Below are 17,217 nucleotides of genomic sequence, written 5' to 3' on the forward strand. Positions count from 1 at the left end.
CCCAAAGGATAATAGGAGGCCTGACATGGTACGCATTGATATGAAGTTTAACGGTAAACGCATTACAAGCTCGCAGCAGCTTGAACGCGAAATGAAACGATCGTTTGAAAAAACGATTGAGCAGGGAATCCGTAGGGCTGCGGGTCCGGGCGTTAGAATGAAGAAAACCCGGAATGGCTTTGACGCTGAAGGCTCTCCCGAACAGATCGAACGGATGAAACGGCGCTTGCGTTAGGTCGGGCGTGTGATCAATTCACTTAACTGATAGAAAGCCAAATAGCAGGAGAAGTCAAAATGACAAAAATTGTTGGCAAAAATGACGGCCCTGGAGGTCGTAATGAACACTATGATATTGGTGCACGAAAAGATGTACCGCGCAGGAATGTTGTCGCTGAAATCAAACGCGGCGAACATCCAGATGCACATGTTGTCAAAATCAACGGCCGTGAGTATGCGCGCGACAATCCGGATCGTTCCACCAAGGATAATGTAAACAGGCGGCGTTAAACCGCCTGTTTACTAAATCGCTCTTTTTGATGTGGGTGTTCTTGTCAACCATCCTCACCGGCTGTCTGTTTTCATGGCATAATGTAGCTAGGGATCTCTCGTCCTTTGGGCGATGCTAAAAGCATAGAGCTGTCTTATAATTCATAGGCCAATAAAGTGGCCAATTTTTCTGACATAAACGCCTATCTAAAAATATAACATAATGATATATATGTACTTATTGCTCATTTGAAACCGGACAGATAAGCGGCCAAAAATATGGACAAGGAAAATCCAGCAGATCGAGGTGAAGCTGTTACAAGCATGGAGCCGATGCTTGTGCCTGAAAGCTCCAAACACAGAGGGGAATTGGCTGATCTCGCTTTGGAACTGACCGCTAAATCGACAGGCCTGCGGCGGAGCCTACCCGACGGCGTGGTTACCGCCTTGTCCGATCTCGTACGCGCGATGAACTGCTATTACAGCAATCTGATTGAGGGACATGATACGCACCCGATCGATATCGAACGCGCAATGAACAAAGATTATAGCGCCGACCCTCAACAGCGTGATTTGCAGCTTGAGGCGGAAGCCCACATTGCTGTGCAGAAATGGATTGATGAAGGTGGCCTTAAGGGCAAGGCGACTTCAGCTGCAGGCATTTTGGAAATCCATCGTCGCTTCTGTGAATTGCTCCCGAAGGAACTGTTGTGGGTGGAAGACCCAGTCACTAAAGGTAAGATTGAGGTCGTGCCGGGGCAAATTCGTGATCGAGATGTAGAGGTCGGACGGCATATCCCAATCAGCCCAGGGGCCCTGCCTCGTTTCATGAAGCGTTTTGAGGCTTCATACGAAAAACTGGGTAGGTTGGATTCCATCATTGCCGCTGCTGCCGCACACCATCGGCTTGCTTGGCTTCACCCGTTCTTGGATGGTAACGGACGTGTATCACGTTTGATGTCCTATGCCATGCTGCGTGATGCGCTCGATACAGGCGGCATCTGGTCAATTGCGCGCGGACTTGCCCGCAACGTAGAAACCTACAAGGCGCATCTGGCAGCTTGCGATCAACCCCGACGCAATGACCTAGATGGGGCCACGACAAGAATAGTGCCAATCTGTACGCTAAATTGGACAAATCGTGAACATTGGGATTTATAGATCACGCAGCCCAGTTTATTCCTGACGTTGCTTTCCTTAATTCCCGGAACAGGCCTGGTTCCGGATAGTCATCCCGCCATGTATATATACCCGTCAGGTTGATATGTTCCCAGGATATCGGCGATACGTGCTTCAGGAGTTCGTCGGGAATATCTACACCATCCATCCTGAGCTGTGTCACGCACCGCGCCAGATAGACTGTGTTCCAATACACGATGGCGCTCACCACAAGATTCAGGCCAGACGCCCTGAAGGCCTGGCTGTCGAATGAGCGGTCCCGGATTTCTCCGCGTTCATGGAAGAAGACGGCCCGTTTAAGTTTATGAGCCGCTTCTCCCTTGTTCAATCCACCCTGGCACCGGCGCCGCAGCGCGGGGTCACTGTACCATTCGATCATGAACAGGGTGCGTTCCAATCTCCCCAGGTCTCTGAGCGCTCGCGCCAGTTGGCTTGCCCTCGGAGATGCCGACAGCTTTTTGAGGATACTGGACGGTGCGACGACCCTCTCGTTCAACGACGCCGCCAGATGCAGGAGATCGCTCCAGTTGTCCCTGATCAGCGGGATATTGACCCTGTGTCCGATATGGTGCCTGAGGTACGGATAGCCGCCCGCATCTTCGATAGTGTGAAACTTCCTGCCCTTCAAATCTCTCAAACGTGGTGCAAACCGCTTGTCCGGCAGCAGGCAGAACAGACCAAAAACATGGTCGCTGGCGCCGCCCGTATCCGTATAATGCTCACCGATCTGCAAATTGGTTTCATGATCCAACAGGCCATCCAGCACATAGGGCGCTTCGCTTTCGGCGGGGCTGATTGGCAGGATGCTATAGTAGCCATACTGATCGGATAAATGGCTGTAGAATTTTCCTCCAGGTTCCCTGCCATAATGCATATTCACATCGCTGCGCAGGCGGGCCCGATCTCCCGCCCGGTAAAACTGACCGTCCGAAGAGGAGGTCGTACCGGTACCCCATACGCGGCTGTGAGGGTGGGCCGCATGCGCATTGGTGATAACGGCTTGTGCGCTCCGGTAGGTTTCCGGTCGCATATGAAACAGTCTGGCCCATGCAATCTGGCGCTCGGTGACGTTGGAGGACGCGCCGGCCATGCGAAGCATGCCCATGTTGGTGGCGTCTGCCAGCACGGCGGCCTGTATCGCGGGCGTTTGCCTGACGGGTTGTTGCGTCCGCAGATGGGTAAAAGCATCTGAAAACCGCACCCAGCCATTAACTTCGGCAAGCAAGTCTGTGATATGGATACGAGGCAGCATCTGGTTGAGCCGCCATTTGAGTTCATCTGCCGCCGCCGGTACATCGCTGGTAAGCGGGGAGACAATCAGTTCACCGCCCGCCAAGCGCACACCTTCCAATTTATTGCTACGCGCCCTGTAGGCGAGGCGTTTCAGCCGGAAATCCAGCACCCGCCTGGTTTCGCCATACCATGCTTCAAAATCTGTTGGCACACCGAGCTGTAAACTACCCGTTTCTTTTTTCGTGTCAAACTCGGGCTTGGGTATGAAATCATCCCCAACGGGCCGAAACTGTGTGCTGCCATTGACCCATATATCGCCGGAACGCAAGCGATCCCGGAGGGCCGAAAGCGTAGCGATTTCATACAGGTGCCTATCCCGCTTGTCAGTTGCCATGATCAGCGCGCGTTCTTTCCTACCGAGATGATTCAGGGGAAAAAACTCAGGCAAGTATCTGCGGCCCTTTCGGTTTAACTGCTTCAGGAGGTTAATGGCGCTCAAGAGCGGGTCGCGGGAACGGCCGGATCGGAAGGTGAAGGTCTCCAGAAACTGGGGCCCATACTTCCTCATGGTATAATATCGCTCTGCGGCGATGACGAGGGCAGGCTGTTCCGCTTCCGTCACCATGGCATCCAGACTTGGCTTGGCGCTGACCAGCCGTTGCCAGCCCACTGTTTCTTCCAGAACTGTAAAAGCATCGAGTTTGTGTTCGCTCGCTGCAATGAGGGCATTCAACGTATCCCGGAAAAGCAGGAGGGTCTGGTTCGTTTCCTTGCGCTTGTCGATATGACGCTGCCGGCCTTTGGCGACCGCACGAGAGAATAATCGTCCGATCAGTTTGGTAAACATGCTGACGGCTTCGTCGGTGAGCGTTTCAGAAAGAGAGATGATTTGTGCTGCTATTGTGGCTCGTCTCCGGTTGGCATTAAAATCCGCCGCGAGCCAACTGGGGGTCACCTTGCCTTCGAGCACGATCTGTTTCCAGCGATCTGGATGGATGCGCGCCTTGCATGACATATCGATCTCAAGCGACCGCACAAAATCAAGCCGCTCCAGGAGCGCGACAAGATTGTCGGCTCCCGATGCTTCCGGGTGGGACCTGAGCCAGCCGAACCGTGTCTGCCGGATTTGCGGATCGTAATCCAAAAGCCTGTCGACCCTGAGTAATTGGGCTTCATTCAACCCTTCCAACACGGCCGCATTGGTACGAGCCCTCGCAATAGCACGGGCTGCACGGCCCAGGCGATCGAGCTTTCGAAAGCTTGGCAGCAAAACCGACTGTTCCCGGAGAGCCTGAACCATTGCTTGAGCAATTGCCGAACCATTGTCCGATTTCTCCGCGGCGGCAAGTCCGGCCACAAGGGCAATGCGTTGATTGGTGCGGGTTGCCGGAGACAGTTTAAGGTATTCCTGAATCTGTACGGCGTGCTCTCTGCGTGTTTCATCACGGCGGGCATAGTTCGCGAATGCTGCTGGATCGATACCAAGCTGGCTTGCGATGAACGCGACGGTTTCTCTTGGGGGTTTCTCACCCGATTGCAAAGCCCTGCCAGGAAAACGCATCAGACATAGCTGCACAGCAAAACCAAGCTGGTTTTCTGGCCGACGTTTTGAATTGATGCGCTCAATATCCACCATGTCGAGCAGATAATGCTGGATCAGGCTTTCCTCGTCTACCGGCACCCCCATCAACTGATGCCATTCGTCTTCTTTTAACAAAGGTCGATGCGCCATGTTCCTTCCTCCCGCAGAATGCCGCCCTAGCCAACGTCAAACGGCCAACTGTCTGTCCATGGCCTCCTGACTTAAACCAATTCTTCGTTAGCGGGTTACTTTCCTCAAGGGGCCTTATCTGGTCTATCAGCAAGCTTCGATAAATATTGGCATCTGCGAACATTTAGCTGTGGCTTGAAGCCCACTCACCCTGAGATTGGTTAGCCAGCTTCACAAAATATTGTGGTCATCGGCTGCATTTGATTCGATAGCCCCGTTCAGGTATTTAACGACGCCGATCAGCCATACGACGACACCTATACCGACAACACCAAGGCTTTCCTTGATGAATACTGGCTCTATCTGGGCGGCCTCGGCCGAAAACCCAGCCATGCTATAAAGTATCAGTCCGATAACGGCGATGCCGAATCCTGCGAACACCAGCCTTTGTCCGGTGCGCATGCGAATATTGTCCAGAGGCATTTCATTGCTCCTTTCCTGACCTGTCGTATCCGACAGTGTCCCTGTTGTTGGCGTTAGGGGTTTGGGTGTTGGTTTGCTCATATCTATCCCCTCACGGTTTGCCTGCATGACGTTGTGTTTCAGAGAGAATCATCGGTGTATCCAGCCTCGATTGCAGCCTTCAGATACTGTGCGGCACCCAGCCCGAACACTAGGCATCCCAAACTGCCAGCGATCAGCCCTTCCGCCAAAAAGCCGGTACTCTCGCCACCTGGCTCTACCATTCCGAAAGTGATTGTGGTCGAGCAGAAGAGGATGCCCACAATGAGCGCCAGTGTGCCGATGATCATATCCAGAATACCCTGTCTGATCCGGTCATCTGCCCTTAAAGGCCTGTCTTTAACTTTGCGCATTTTCTCTGTCTCCTTCGTTTAATTGAGTATCAGGAAAAATGGTGGTATCCCGCGATCTTGTTCTCACCATGAGCAACACCGCGTAAAGCGGCCTTTTGATCATGCTCAGAAACGTCAGGAGCCATGCGATCAGGGCCACCACAATGAAGACCCGCGCCACCAGCAAAAACATGGGGAGGTTGAAAACGACACCCAGCTTCAACGTGCACACCGCATACATGCCAAGCGGGAACACCAGCCCCCAATAAAGCGGGTCGTAGGTCAGCTTGAAGCGGCGTATGCCGTGGCGCCAGACACCGAGCACCAGCAACATGGGTATCCACCAAGTCGCCGTCGCCCAGTACATGGTCGTCATCCCCTTGATGAAAGGCAGCATGCTGTGGATCGCGGGCGTGCTCTCGAAAGCCCGGATCAGTTCGGCACCGGTCAAGGTGGTGATGGCGACGGCCCCCATGTTGATCCAATAAGGCGGGATCAGGTCCGACGGCTCGAACCGGAAAAACATATAGCGGTAGAAGATGAGCGAGATGAGCCAGATATAAAGCATCCCACCGAACAGCCAGAAGGAAAGCAACAGAACCGCGGAAAAATCGCCGCTCCCGAGAATGCTGGGTTTGACCAGCGCACCGAGCACGCTGACCGACTGGGTCGCAACCACGGCGATCAGCCAGCCGCCGTTGATTCCCTCTTCGATCGGCGGCTTTTGCTTTTGCACCGCCAAAAGGACAAAAATACTGTAAGTGCACAAGAGCCACAGGATAAAGCCTGCCCACCAGAATATCTCCGCGGCTGCCACATTGTCTTGCAGGAGGAAAAACTGCGAGCCGAGCACATTGGTGGCGGCCACGACGGTGAAGAAGCCGAAGCCGCGTTTGTGCGACAACCAGTCCGCCATGAACCGGGACGGAAACAGCCAGGCGCGGGCGCCATAAACCAGCCACAGGATGGCATAGGCGGGCACGTTGACCCAGAAGAGCAAGGTCGCCACCTCTTCCAGCCCCATCGCCTTGCAACCGATCGACACGATTCCCGTCGCCATCACCAGGGCAAAATACGCAGGATGGAGTGCCGCGAGGCTTTGCTTCATATAGGCGAGGGAAAGGATACGACCGTCTGCTGCGGGTATCGCGCTCAGATCAGTTTCTCGGGTTATGCGGGACATCGTGCTCATACCCTTGAATATGCCTGGCGCGACCAGGCACGGGTATCGGGCGGACCCCCTCTATTCTATAGGAGAAGCGCTGTTTTTTATGTCGGGGTTTGTCCGACAGGCTATGTCACCAGTCCGTGCTGCATAGCATAGCGCATCAGTTCGGCATTGGATCCCACATCCATTTTTTCAAGAATGCGGGTACGATAGGTGCTGATCGTCTTCACACTCAGGCACAACTCTTTTGCAATATCCGAGACGGATTGTCCGGCTGCGATCCTCAGAAAGACCTCATGCTCCCGGGCGGAAAGGGTCTGATGGGGGAACTCCGAACTGCCGACGGCAAGATAGTCTGCCAGATGGGCGGCAACGGACGCGCTGACATACCGGCGGCCACCGAGGATGGTGCGGATGGCGCGGATCAGCTCCTCCGGGGCATGCTCCTTGGTCAAATACCCCGAGACGCCAGCGCGCAAGGCCTGCACGATAAACTGCTTGTCGTCATACATGCTGAGCAGCAGCACCGGCAAATCAGGACAGGCATCCCTGATGGCCGGCAGAATATGCAGGCTGTTCTCCTTGCCCATGGCGATGTCGAGAATAAGCAAATCCATCCTTTGCCGGGCCACTTGCGCCAGCGTTTCATCGCAGGACGCGGCCTCTGCGATGATGGCATCGGGAAAGTCGTCTTCCAGGATGCGGCGCAGGCCGGACCGGAACATATGATGATCGTCGGCAAGCAGAATTCGCATATATACAGCCTTTATGCCGGTTCATTATCCCTTCGCGGCCTTTTCATGGCTTTTGTACCACAAAATACCGTTGAAGATAACGGCGCCGATAATATTGCCCGTCGTGACCGGAATCTGGTTCCAGAACCACCAGTCATGAAAATTCACTTCCGCACCGCAGAGCAGGGCCACGGGGAACACGAACATATTGACGACCGCGTGCTCGAAGCCGACCGAAAAGAAGGTGGCCAGCGGGAGCCATATCAGGATTATCTTCCCGGCCGCACTGCGCGCGCCTTTCGACAGGATGGGCGCGAGGCTGACGAGCCAGTTGCAGAGGATTCCCATGCCAACGGCGGCGCACCAGCCGGAGGCGCCGAAATGGCGATAGGCGATCTTCTTTTCGGCAATATGCGCGATCACGCTTAGGAGGCCGCTTGCCTCCTGGTTCCCTCCCTTGGTGAGTGAAAACCAGAGCAGAAAAGCGAAAAAAACACCGCCGGCCAAGTTTCCCATATAGGTCAATATCCAGTTTCGGACCAACGCCCAAAGGCGGACGGTTCGGGCGCAAACGCCGATTGCCATAATGGAAAAACTGCCGGTCACCATCTCGAAACCAAGCACCCACAGCATGATATAGCCGACAGGAAAAAAGAGCCCCGCCGAGCCGCTTGGCATGCCCTGGTCGGTTAAATGCGCCGTCAGTGCAACGGCAAATCCCAGGAAGGGCGTGCACAGGAATGAGCGCAGGAAAAGCGGGGCCGTTCCGAACCCGGTTTTCTTGAATGCGTCCGCGGCAGCGTCCTGCCCCATTTGCGCAGGCAGCACGCAATCGCCCAAGGGGACATCGGGACCGGCCCCGAAATGGGGTGCCGCTTTGCCAGGTCTCAGAAGTGTGTCTGCCATCAGGGATTTCCTCGTTCGCACCGCAGCCCACACGTCCGCCCAAGCCGCGGTTACATATTCCGACCGGTATCGAGGAGCAGATTATGGCGGGTCCGGGCAGTCCGGTATCGGGCGAAAACTGAAAATCATGCCGGTTGCAAGGGAACCGCATGTCGGCGTTTGTCCTACGCCGCCATCAGGCGGAAACAGAATAGGCGTCGTCCAAGCTTGGGACCACAGGTACCGAGACGCTTATCTTCGTCCCCCTTCCGGGTTCGCTTTCGATGGCAAACGCCCCGCCGACCAGACGGGCGCGTTCGCGCATCCCTGCAAGGCCCAAAGTTCCTCCCTTTTGCGTGCTGACATCAAACCCACTGCCGTTATCCTGTACGGAGAGATGAAGAGTGCCATCAGTTCTTTGCAGCCCGACGGACACTTCCGAGGCATGTGCGTGCCGCAGGATATTGGTCAGTGATTCCTGCACGATCCGGTAAAGGGTTGTTGAGACCAGCCAGTCCAGCGGTTCAGGTATGTCACAAGTGTCTACATCGACAACCAGACCCGCGTCTGTTTCCAATCCACGCGCCAAGAGGTCAATCGCCGACGACAATCCCATGCGGTCCAGCACCGGCGGACGCAGATCGGATGCCAAACGACGAATGAAGGCAACAGTCTTGTCGATCTTCTCCCGTATGGCGCCGATGCTCTCACTGATCACACTATCAGTTCCCGGGGAAGCTCTATGAGCGCATTTGTTTTGAAAATGGACGAGGTCCATTTTTATGCTGGTCAGAACTTGCCCCACCTCATCATGAAGGTCACGGGATATACGCTGTGCTTCCGTTTCACGGGCCACCTGGAGGTGCCGGGTCAGACGCTCTAACTGATGATGGGCTTCCATGACTTCCTGATGGCGACGCATGAGTGTTGCCGCCATCGTATTGAATGCGACCGCCATATCCTGCAATTCACCATAGCCGCGAGGAATGTCGATGCGCACCGTATAATCGCCGTCGCCAAATCTCTGCGTCGCTTGGGACAAGGCGCGAATGACCCTGAGCAGCGCAACTTCCTCGACGATCAGAACTGAAACCACCGTGAACAGTGTCAGCAGGCCGAGCAGACCGAGAGTTCGATAGAAGATATCATTCGCCTTGCGGGTAAACTGCGCCTGCGGCAATGCATTTGCCACAAGGATACCCGGCATATCCAGCATGGAGGCTGTAACAAAATAGAAGGATTGCCCACCCATTTGGGCGGAAACGGTTTTGCCGTCCTGTTGGGCCGCCAGCCCAGCCAATTCTGAAACCTTTGTGCCGATGGAGAAGTCAACTGCGCCGGACGTTGCTGATCCGGTTAGTATTCGTCCTTCCCGGTCTGTCACCAACAGGATATGATCTGTTGGCAATTCGACGGTTTTCGTCAACTGCTCCAGCCATTTCAGGTCTATGGCAACAAATACTACCCAACGCACCCGGCTGCGGGGATCCCTTATGGCATAAGCCAGATGCAGCAGGGGGCGTTTCACAATGGGACCGATGACATAGGTCCCTGTCTCGATCTCCTGCGAATGAAGTGCCCGCTGGACGGCATCGTACTCATGCATATTGACCGAACTCTCCAGGGGATAGGCGCTGTTGATGACTTCACCGTCCGGCGCCAGGATCGCGATGTTGCCGAGTTGCGGATGTCCCGCCAGCAGCGCTGCAAGAAAGTGCGGATCTGATATCAACGTTTCGCTGTCTTGCCTCGCCAACCTGCCTGATAGCCACCTCAAGAGGCTTTTCGCACCGGTCATCTGGTTCAGGTGTTCACGCGTCATCAGGCTAATCACATGGTGCCCGTCCTGTTCCATGCGCAGCAGCGCCGAGGTGCGCTCGGTGTGGGCTAGGTAAAAAGCGAACAGAATTGCCGGAAGCGTCGCCAGACATATCAGAAAAACCAGCCTGCCCCGAAGCGTCAGAAATGTTGACAAAAACTTGGGCATATTTCTTTAGGGCTCCCTTCTATGCAGGGCACACATCCTTTGGCAGCCTTCAATGGCATATGCAGGATGGATAACACTTCACTTTTCTTTTCGCAGATTATCACATTTTCACCTAAATTGATTAGGCCATGCGGGTAAGTAACTTGGCTCCACGGAGACCATGTAAGCGCAAAGATCCTACCAAACCCCACTTTTTCCTATCATCCCGGTGTGCAGCTTCTCGAAGCAGAAGAGGAGACCATTATAACAACTCGGTCACGTTTTCCCTTGTACTATCTTCTGTATTTCCTGCGATCTCAGCTGACAGCCCGAAGAATTCCAGGGCCGCCTTTAAACGAGGGAGGTCCGCTTGAGGCAGACCGAAGGCTGTGCGCCAACCCTTGTGCGGAGCATAGAGGACGACATGTCCGATCCCCGCATAGCGCAGGAGGCGGGGCATCATGTCTTCGTCCTCGGGTTCAACCGCAGCCAGAAGCGAAGCTTGTCGCGCACCCGCACAGTGCCAAGCAACCGCTTCTGGTTCGCAGCGCCGGTGCAGACCTTCGCCATAAGCGACAGCAACCGCTGTGCCCTTATACTCAATCTTATACCCCAGCATGGGGCCCGCCCATTTGGGGCCCTGCATCATCATGCGCGCGATATGCCACGCGGTCGGCGCCTTTCTGATCAGCCTCCACAGGTGGCATGCCGCCGCAGCCAGGCCTGGCGGCAAGAGGGGCATATGGGTCCAGCCGAAGACCGAGAGCGTGATATTACCGGATAGGGATATCTGTTCCCCGTTGGTTGCCGGGCGCAGCGTCAGGTCGGCCCCAGGGTAGTGGCGCCCGAAATACCGACACAGCCATACCGAGGCGACAAGCGTTACATTGCCACGACCGCGGGACCGGTTCAGGAAATCTATGGTCCCGCCGAGATGCTCGGGGTGGCCATGGGTGAGAAGAATGATGATGTCGCCGCTGTCCGGGAACTGGGTGCCTTTTGGCGGGTCGATGAATATGGACGGCAACCCAGGGCCGTGTAGGTGGAAACCGGACCAGCCCAGATATTCGATGGCATATGGGCGCGGCTTGCCGGTCATCCTACGTCTTCCAGTTCCGGTTTGGGTTCAGGCTGTGGTATATGCAGATGCGCTTCTTTCAAGGCCTTGTAGTTGCGCATCAAACCGACAAACATGCGGATATAATGCCAGGACCAGTTGCCCGGACGCCACAGGCCGAGTTTTAGCGCGGCCCGCCGGATCACACGCGCATAGGCCTGGCGCATCAGCTGGTAAAGCTGTTTTGGCGGTGTTTCCGTGGGCAGGAGAAAATGCTGCAAGTCATATAGCTGTCGGTCGGTTGAAACAAGATCCGGCTCCACCTTCCGGTACAGCGGTGTGCCAGGCAGCGGGGTCAGCGGCGTGAATTCGGTCAGCAGGATGGCGGGGTGCCGCTTCACATAGTCGTCAATGGCCAGGAAGTCTTTTTCTTCGAAATGCGGCTCGACGAGGAAGCCGGCGCTCATGCCGATGCCAAGGTCGTCTAGGATCGCGAGAGCTTCTTCATCCCGACCCTTTTCCACCCGCTTGCCGGTTCGTTTCAGAGCCTCATAGTCCAGACTCTCAAGACCCGACATCACCAGTTGCAGGCCCGCCCGTGCCCACAGAGCAAAGAGCTCCCGGTTTTCCACGATTGAATCCACCCTTGCATAGGTGAAATAGCGTTTCTTGATCCCGGCAGACAGCAGCATCTCACCAAGCTTCCACATCCGCTCGGGATCGTGGAAGGCATGGTCGTCGCACAGATAGACAAACTCTTCCTCAAGGCCAGCGATTTCCTCGAGCAACAATTCTGGCGACCGCGGGATGAACCCACCGTGGGAATAAACCCTGCAGGAACAGAAGATGCAGGGGAAGCTGCACCCCACCGAACTGCGTACCGCGGCGATCCGGCGTTCCCAGAGATAGAAATATTTGTGCCGATACCGGGCTGTCAACGACCTGTCAGGCATCGGCTGGTGATCGAGCGTCCTTGGCAGCGGTCGGGGCTTTGTCGGCGTCAACGCGTCACCCTCGCGGATCATCAACCCGTCGATATGGTGAAAGGTTCGGCCACCGTCAGCAACAGTATCGCATATGTCCCGAAAGGCCTCCGTGCCCTCCCCGCGCACCACCAGGTCAATGACAGGGTCCAGAAAATCCTGCGGCCACACTGTGGGATGGTGCCCGCCAACAACAGTAACGCAGCGCGGCGCCGCCAGACGCGCCCGCGCAAGCGCCCGTTTGGCGGTTTCCACATGCACAACTTCAGAGGTGACCCCGACGATATCGGGGATAAACTCTCGCAGCATGCTATCCAGATCCCGGGGCGCCACTTCCATATCCACCAGGCGGACCTCATGGCGGTCGCCGACCATTGCCCCGAGAAGCTCCAGATTGAGGGGTTCGATCTTGGCGATATTCTTGAGCCCGATGGTATGGTCGCCGCAGGGCGGGTTGATCAGAAGGATTTTCATGATAGCTCCTGTCGAGGAAAAGGGGCGGAGAGGTGCTGTGCCCGCACCCCGGCGAGCGTGTCCTTGAGGGTCATATCCAGGGGGCGCGTATCCAGCCCGAGGTCCCGGCGCGCGCTGTCGGCTTTAAAATACCAGTAATAGCGGGACAGCCGCACCCCGGCTGTTGTCAGGGTGCTGTGTGGGGCGATGGTCTCTGCAAGTGCCGCAGCGGCCAGCGCCAACTGATAGGGCATCTTAAGCCACGGCAGTCGGGCACCGGACAAGCGGGCGATCCGGCCCACCAGAGCTGCCAACGTGATATTGTCCCGCCCGGCAAGGATGTAATGATCTTCGGGAGACACACAGGTCAGTGCGGCTACAGTGGCGGCAGCGACATCGCGGACATCGATGGGGTTTACGCCGCCGCCGGGCCACACAGGAAGCCGATTGCGGCTGACGAGGTCGACAAGAGCAGTGCCATTTCTCAGGCCATCACCGGGGCCCAGCACGAACGTGGGGCTCAGCGTGATAACGGGGTCGCCGTCTCTCCGGGCCCCAATAGCCATCTCATGGCCAGCCCGTTTTGTCGTTACATAAGGGATACCAGCTTTCGCCAGATTAAATGGGGCGTCTTCATCAAGTGCATCCGCAGGTCGGTGCGCCGGAAGCGCCCCGACAGCGGATGTGCTGGACATGACAAGCAACCGCGCCAGGCCAACCCGGCGGGATGCCGCCAGCATGTTCCGCATGCCTTCGACATTGACCTGCTTTAGCGCAACCTTGTCCGCCGCCTGCACCGAAACAACCCCGGCTACATGAACCGCGGCAGCAACATCGGACAGGCTGTTGGCAAGGGAGCAGGGGTCAAGAATGTCGGCATATCTCACCTCCGTGCCAGACGGCAGTATCCGAGCAGCAACATCCGGTGACCGGGCAAGCGTCACAGGCCGGTACCCGGCAAGTGCCAGCGCCTCTGATACATATCGGCCAATAAAGCCTGTCGCTCCCGTTACCGCAACTCGGCTGCCCTTAGAAATACCAAGCATGATGCACCCTACCTGTCCGCGTCAGGCCGGAACATTAGCCCCGAGGGCACCGTCCGCGCTTGATCTGGATCAACCAGTCTCGGGAACAGCGCTCTGCTGCTTGACTGGAGGGTGGCTCTTGGCCGTGAGTATTGCCTGAGCCGGCACGAACCGGCTCAGGGTATTTGGTTTTGTTGATCAGTGGCCCTGGCCGCCACACGAACCACAGCAGATACTGTCTTCCTGCTCGCTGTTCATAGACATCGAGGCGTTTCCGCCATCAAGGACCGGCACGGCAGAAGCCCCAGTACCGGTGGCAACAGTTGCCACCGGCTGATGTGACCTGGTGTCACCGATATTGAAAAGGCCTTTCACAACCTGCCAACTTACAGCCAGCGCACCAACAATAAAGACAACATCGCCAATGGTACGCACCCACCTCAGGGTTTGCAGGAGGTCACTTTGCATGAAGCTTTCGCTTCTTGCATACCAAAGCCCTTCAGACGCACTGGCGACAAACTGAATGATGCCCACGGGCAGCAAGCTGGTGAACAGCATCAGAACAAGGCCGCCATTCAGGCAATGGAAACCCCATTTCATCAGCTTTTCATCAAAGACCATCTGGGGCCTGATATAGCGCAGAACCAGAATGGTGAAGCCGAGGGCAAGGAAGCCATACACGCCGAACAGGGCTGCATGCGCGTGTGTTGCTGTGGTGTTCAACCCCTGGATATAATAAAGCGCGATCGGCGGGTTGATGGAGAAGCCAAGAACACCAGCTCCAAGCATGTTCCAGAAAGCAACAGCTACAAAGAAATAGAGCGGCCATTTCATCTGATCCATCCAAGGGGCCCGATGTTGCAACTTCCAATGTTCCCAGGCTTCATGACCAAGGACGATCAAAGGCACAACCTCAAGCGCGCTGAAGGTGGCCCCTACAGCCATCACGGGTGTTGTGGTGCCGGAGAAGTACAGATGGTGGAATGTGCCAGGTACACCGCCCAGCATAAAGAGCGAAGCAGACGCCAGCGCAGCAATGGTTGCCATCCGCTTTGATACCAACCCCATGCTGGAGAAAATAAAGGCCAGTGCCGCGGTTGCAAATACTTCGAAAAAGCCTTCCACCCACAGGTGTACGATCCACCAACGCCAGTATTCCATGACGGAGATATGCGTCTTTTCGCCATAGAAAAATCCGGCACCATAAAAGAGCCCGATGGCAACAACGGATGCTGTAAACAGAGCCAGAAGGTGCTTGTCGCCTGGCTGCATCAAAGCGGGCACGATACCGCGCATCATCAATCCCAGCCACAGGACGATCCCTGTGAACTTGCCAATCTGCCACAAACGGCCAAGGTCAACATATTCATAGCCCTGGTGACCCAACCAGAAGTTCCACTCTTGCGGCATGATTTGGGCAATCGCCAGATAGTTCCCAACGAAAGACCCGACAACAACAACGATCAGCGCCCAGAACAGTACATCAACGCCAAGCTTTTGATACTTTGGGTCTTTTCCGCCGTTGATGATAGGGGCTAGGAACAGGCCTGCGGCAAGGAACCCGGTTGCTATCCAGAATAATGCTGACTGGATATGCCACGTCCTGACGAGGGTATAGGGAAACCATTTGGAGGTCTCGATCCCGTAGAAGCTTTGGCCCTCCACGGTATAGTGCGCCGTGAAACCGCCCAGGAACACCTGGAAGGTAAAGAGGGCAACAACAAGGAACAGATACTTGCCGAGCGCCTTCTGAGACGGTGTCAGTTTAAAGCGGGTCAAAGGATCGTGGGCTGGTGCTTCCGCTTCCTTTTCATCTTCCCCGCGCATGAAGGACCAGGCCCAAACCAGACCGCCCACACCAGCAATCAGAAGAACAACACTGACAATGGACCAGACAACATTCTCGGCCGTTGGTACATTGCTGATCAGCGGTTCATGGGGCCAGTTATTGGTATAGGTTGCCGCAGTTTCTGGCCGTTCGGTTGCTGCGGCCCAGGCAGTCCAGAAAAAGAATTCCGTCAATCGCTCCCGGCGCTCGGCGCTTGGCAGCACCAATTCTTTCATCGCATAGCTGTCGCGTGTCTGGCGAAGCTCAGGCGCCCCACCAAAAAGGCGCGCATAATAGTCAGCCGTCTGATCAATGGCCTCAAGCCTGCGTGGTGATATCACCAGTGTGTCGGTCGCTGCATCATAGCTGTTGGTGCGGTAGGCTTGTGTCAATTCATACCGGAGACTGTTCTGCTCAGCACCTGATAATTGTCCATAGGGCCGCCCATAAGCATCCTGAGACGCCAATTCGAGCCAGGCCACCAGCTCACGGTGCAACCAGTCTGCGGTCCAGTCCGGCGCCTGATAGGCACCATGTCCCCAAATAGAGCCCAGCTGCATACCGCCAACCGACTGCCAAGCGGTCTGGCCATCCAGGATACTGTCTCGGGTCATGATGACAGTACCATCCTCAGAAATCACAGTCCCGGGTATTGGTGGCGCTTCACGATAGACCTCACTGCCGAAATACCCAAGCAACCCGAACGTAACAGCAAGTGTTGCAATCAACGTCCACCAAAGTCGGTAATATCTAGCCATGGAACGCCCCCTTCAGGTTGCGTGCAAAAAGGATGTCATTTTCAAGATGAATGTGGGCTGCCAGATCTGCCACAAAGGCCTTCAGGCCCAGATATAGGGCACGCCACGTATTGCAGGCACCTTCCGGTGGGACACAGCCGCCCGTGAGCTCGTCCAATCGGGCCAATTCCTGAACATGTCCCTCATGTTCGGCCATCATTACGCGCATCGGCCCGCCTGCCATGCCTCCTTCGCCCTGTATCAGCATCGGAAAGAGGATGGCCTCTTCTTTCTGCATATGCTGTTCCAGTTCAAGCGCCAGATGATGAAGGAACTCTGTCAAGCCATGCGGACAGGCAGGGTTGTCGCCATGCACGCTTTCAACCCGGTGCGCTAATCGCTTCAGTTCTGTCAATTGTTCACGATGCACCTTGTGAAAACGGTTCAGGATAAATTCAATCAGGTCAGCATCACTCAATGTATCCACACCTTTAGCGCCTTTAGCGACACCTGGAAGAGCGCTCAGGGCGTCCGCAATCTCTTTCACGTCCACCCCGCGCTTGGTGGCAGCCTCACGCAATGTGTGCTCGCCGCCGCAGCAAAAGCTCAGCCTATATTGGTGGAAAATTGCGGTTGCCCCTGGCAACTCCTGTGCTAACTGGGCCAATGTCCTATCCAGCATACTCATGATCTTCTCCATAAAACAGCGGTTCACCTGACAGCAGGTGCTGGATCCCGGTTGGTCAGCCGGGAATTAATAAATGTATTTTACATACATCTTTAAAAGATGCAATATACATTCATGTTTAAAGTTGCCGATTGGCCACTGAATGGCTAAATAAACTGTATAGAGGCTAAGCGGGTCGTTGGAGTTGCGGAGCTTTATTGCCGCTCCGGCGCGCAGTGTCATTCCAGTCC

The 17,217-nt window shown here is 55.6% G+C and carries 14 protein-coding genes and 1 pseudogene; 3 read left to right on the plus strand and 12 right to left on the minus strand.

Features of this window, described 5'->3' with window-relative positions:
• The first annotated feature begins 25 nt into the window (after window positions 1–25).
• The 3 genes and pseudogenes from KORM41_RS11355 to KORM41_RS11365 form a co-directional block, all read left to right on the plus strand.
• Window positions 26–235, plus strand: a complete 210-nt coding sequence (locus KORM41_RS11355) for a hypothetical protein (RefSeq protein ID WP_068147979.1) — start codon at window positions 26–28, stop codon at window positions 233–235.
• 59 nt (window positions 236–294) lie between these two features.
• Entirely contained in the window at window positions 295–507 is a 213-nt protein-coding gene (locus tag KORM41_RS11360) for a hypothetical protein (protein WP_068147794.1), read from the plus strand.
• Between the two features lie 303 nt (window positions 508–810).
• A pseudogene (locus KORM41_RS11365) lies at window positions 811–1,581 on the plus strand (Fic family protein); the annotation flags it as partial.
• A 67-nt stretch (window positions 1,582–1,648) separates the two neighbouring features.
• Here KORM41_RS11365 and KORM41_RS11370 read toward each other — a convergent pair.
• From KORM41_RS11370 to ytfE, 12 genes are all read right to left on the minus strand, one after another.
• On the minus strand, window positions 1,649–4,630 hold the full coding sequence (locus tag KORM41_RS11370) for a Tn3 family transposase (RefSeq protein ID WP_068147798.1): 2,982 nt from the start codon (window positions 4,628–4,630) through the stop codon (window positions 1,649–1,651).
• 210 nt (window positions 4,631–4,840) lie between these two features.
• On the minus strand, window positions 4,841–5,173 hold the full coding sequence (locus KORM41_RS11375; RefSeq protein ID WP_156431956.1) for a hypothetical protein: 333 nt from the start codon (window positions 5,171–5,173) through the stop codon (window positions 4,841–4,843).
• A 38-nt stretch (window positions 5,174–5,211) separates the two neighbouring features.
• The gene (locus KORM41_RS11380) at window positions 5,212–5,484 is read right to left on the minus strand and encodes a hypothetical protein (protein WP_068147804.1); all 273 of its coding nucleotides are present in this window, start codon (window positions 5,482–5,484) and stop codon (window positions 5,212–5,214) included.
• A complete protein-coding gene (locus KORM41_RS11385) occupies window positions 5,471–6,646 on the minus strand; it encodes a tellurite resistance/C4-dicarboxylate transporter family protein (RefSeq protein ID WP_197421074.1) in 1,176 nt (391 codons plus the stop codon). The genes KORM41_RS11380 and KORM41_RS11385 overlap by 14 nt, the downstream gene beginning before the upstream one ends.
• Window positions 6,647–6,756: 110 nt before the next feature.
• Window positions 6,757–7,386: a response regulator gene (locus KORM41_RS11390; protein ID WP_068147806.1), complete on the minus strand. Its 630-nt coding sequence runs from the start codon at window positions 7,384–7,386 to the stop codon at window positions 6,757–6,759.
• A gap of 24 nt (window positions 7,387–7,410) precedes the next feature.
• Window positions 7,411–8,271, minus strand: a complete 861-nt coding sequence (locus tag KORM41_RS11395) for a formate/nitrite transporter family protein (RefSeq protein ID WP_082719874.1) — start codon at window positions 8,269–8,271, stop codon at window positions 7,411–7,413.
• A gap of 175 nt (window positions 8,272–8,446) precedes the next feature.
• Window positions 8,447–10,237: an ATP-binding protein gene (locus tag KORM41_RS11400; RefSeq protein WP_068147809.1), complete on the minus strand. Its 1,791-nt coding sequence runs from the start codon at window positions 10,235–10,237 to the stop codon at window positions 8,447–8,449.
• Between the two features lie 241 nt (window positions 10,238–10,478).
• Window positions 10,479–11,315: an MBL fold metallo-hydrolase gene (locus KORM41_RS11405; RefSeq protein ID WP_068147812.1), complete on the minus strand. Its 837-nt coding sequence runs from the start codon at window positions 11,313–11,315 to the stop codon at window positions 10,479–10,481.
• The gene (locus KORM41_RS11410; RefSeq protein WP_068147815.1) at window positions 11,312–12,730 is read right to left on the minus strand and encodes a B12-binding domain-containing radical SAM protein; all 1,419 of its coding nucleotides are present in this window, start codon (window positions 12,728–12,730) and stop codon (window positions 11,312–11,314) included. The genes KORM41_RS11405 and KORM41_RS11410 overlap by 4 nt, the downstream gene beginning before the upstream one ends.
• Window positions 12,727–13,755, minus strand: a complete 1,029-nt coding sequence (locus KORM41_RS11415) for an NAD-dependent epimerase/dehydratase family protein (protein ID WP_068147817.1) — start codon at window positions 13,753–13,755, stop codon at window positions 12,727–12,729. Before KORM41_RS11415 ends, KORM41_RS11410 begins: the two co-directional genes overlap by 4 nt.
• Before the next feature lie 177 nt (window positions 13,756–13,932).
• Complete coding sequence (locus KORM41_RS11420) at window positions 13,933–16,320, minus strand: nitric-oxide reductase large subunit (protein WP_082719875.1); 2,388 nt, start codon at window positions 16,318–16,320, stop codon at window positions 13,933–13,935.
• Window positions 16,313–16,987: an iron-sulfur cluster repair protein YtfE gene (gene ytfE, locus KORM41_RS11425; protein WP_068147820.1), complete on the minus strand. Its 675-nt coding sequence runs from the start codon at window positions 16,985–16,987 to the stop codon at window positions 16,313–16,315. The genes KORM41_RS11420 and ytfE overlap by 8 nt, the downstream gene beginning before the upstream one ends.
• Window positions 16,988–17,217 lie beyond the last annotated feature (230 nt).

The sequence above is a fragment of the Kordiimonas lipolytica genome (genome assembly GCF_001550065.1).

Coding starts and splice junctions, on each gene's coding strand:
- KORM41_RS11390 (WP_068147806.1), bottom strand. CDS start 7,386: ATGCGAATTCTGCTTGCCGACGATCATCATATGTTCCGGTCCGGCCTG.
- KORM41_RS11395 (WP_082719874.1), bottom strand. CDS start 8,271: ATGGCAGACACACTTCTGAGACCTGGCAAAGCGGCACCCCATTTCGGG.
- KORM41_RS11385 (WP_197421074.1), bottom strand. CDS start 6,646: ATGTCCCGCATAACCCGAGAAACTGATCTGAGCGCGATACCCGCAGCA.
- KORM41_RS11410 (WP_068147815.1), bottom strand. CDS start 12,730: ATGAAAATCCTTCTGATCAACCCGCCCTGCGGCGACCATACCATCGGG.
- KORM41_RS11355 (WP_068147979.1), top strand. CDS start 26: ATGGTACGCATTGATATGAAGTTTAACGGTAAACGCATTACAAGCTCG.
- KORM41_RS11400 (WP_068147809.1), bottom strand. CDS start 10,237: ATGCCCAAGTTTTTGTCAACATTTCTGACGCTTCGGGGCAGGCTGGTT.
- KORM41_RS11420 (WP_082719875.1), bottom strand. CDS start 16,320: ATGGCTAGATATTACCGACTTTGGTGGACGTTGATTGCAACACTTGCT.
- KORM41_RS11405 (WP_068147812.1), bottom strand. CDS start 11,315: ATGACCGGCAAGCCGCGCCCATATGCCATCGAATATCTGGGCTGGTCC.
- ytfE (WP_068147820.1), bottom strand. CDS start 16,987: ATGAGTATGCTGGATAGGACATTGGCCCAGTTAGCACAGGAGTTGCCA.
- KORM41_RS11415 (WP_068147817.1), bottom strand. CDS start 13,755: ATGCTTGGTATTTCTAAGGGCAGCCGAGTTGCGGTAACGGGAGCGACA.
- KORM41_RS11380 (WP_068147804.1), bottom strand. CDS start 5,484: ATGCGCAAAGTTAAAGACAGGCCTTTAAGGGCAGATGACCGGATCAGA.
- KORM41_RS11360 (WP_068147794.1), top strand. CDS start 295: ATGACAAAAATTGTTGGCAAAAATGACGGCCCTGGAGGTCGTAATGAA.
- KORM41_RS11370 (WP_068147798.1), bottom strand. CDS start 4,630: ATGGCGCATCGACCTTTGTTAAAAGAAGACGAATGGCATCAGTTGATG.
- KORM41_RS11375 (WP_156431956.1), bottom strand. CDS start 5,173: ATGAGCAAACCAACACCCAAACCCCTAACGCCAACAACAGGGACACTG.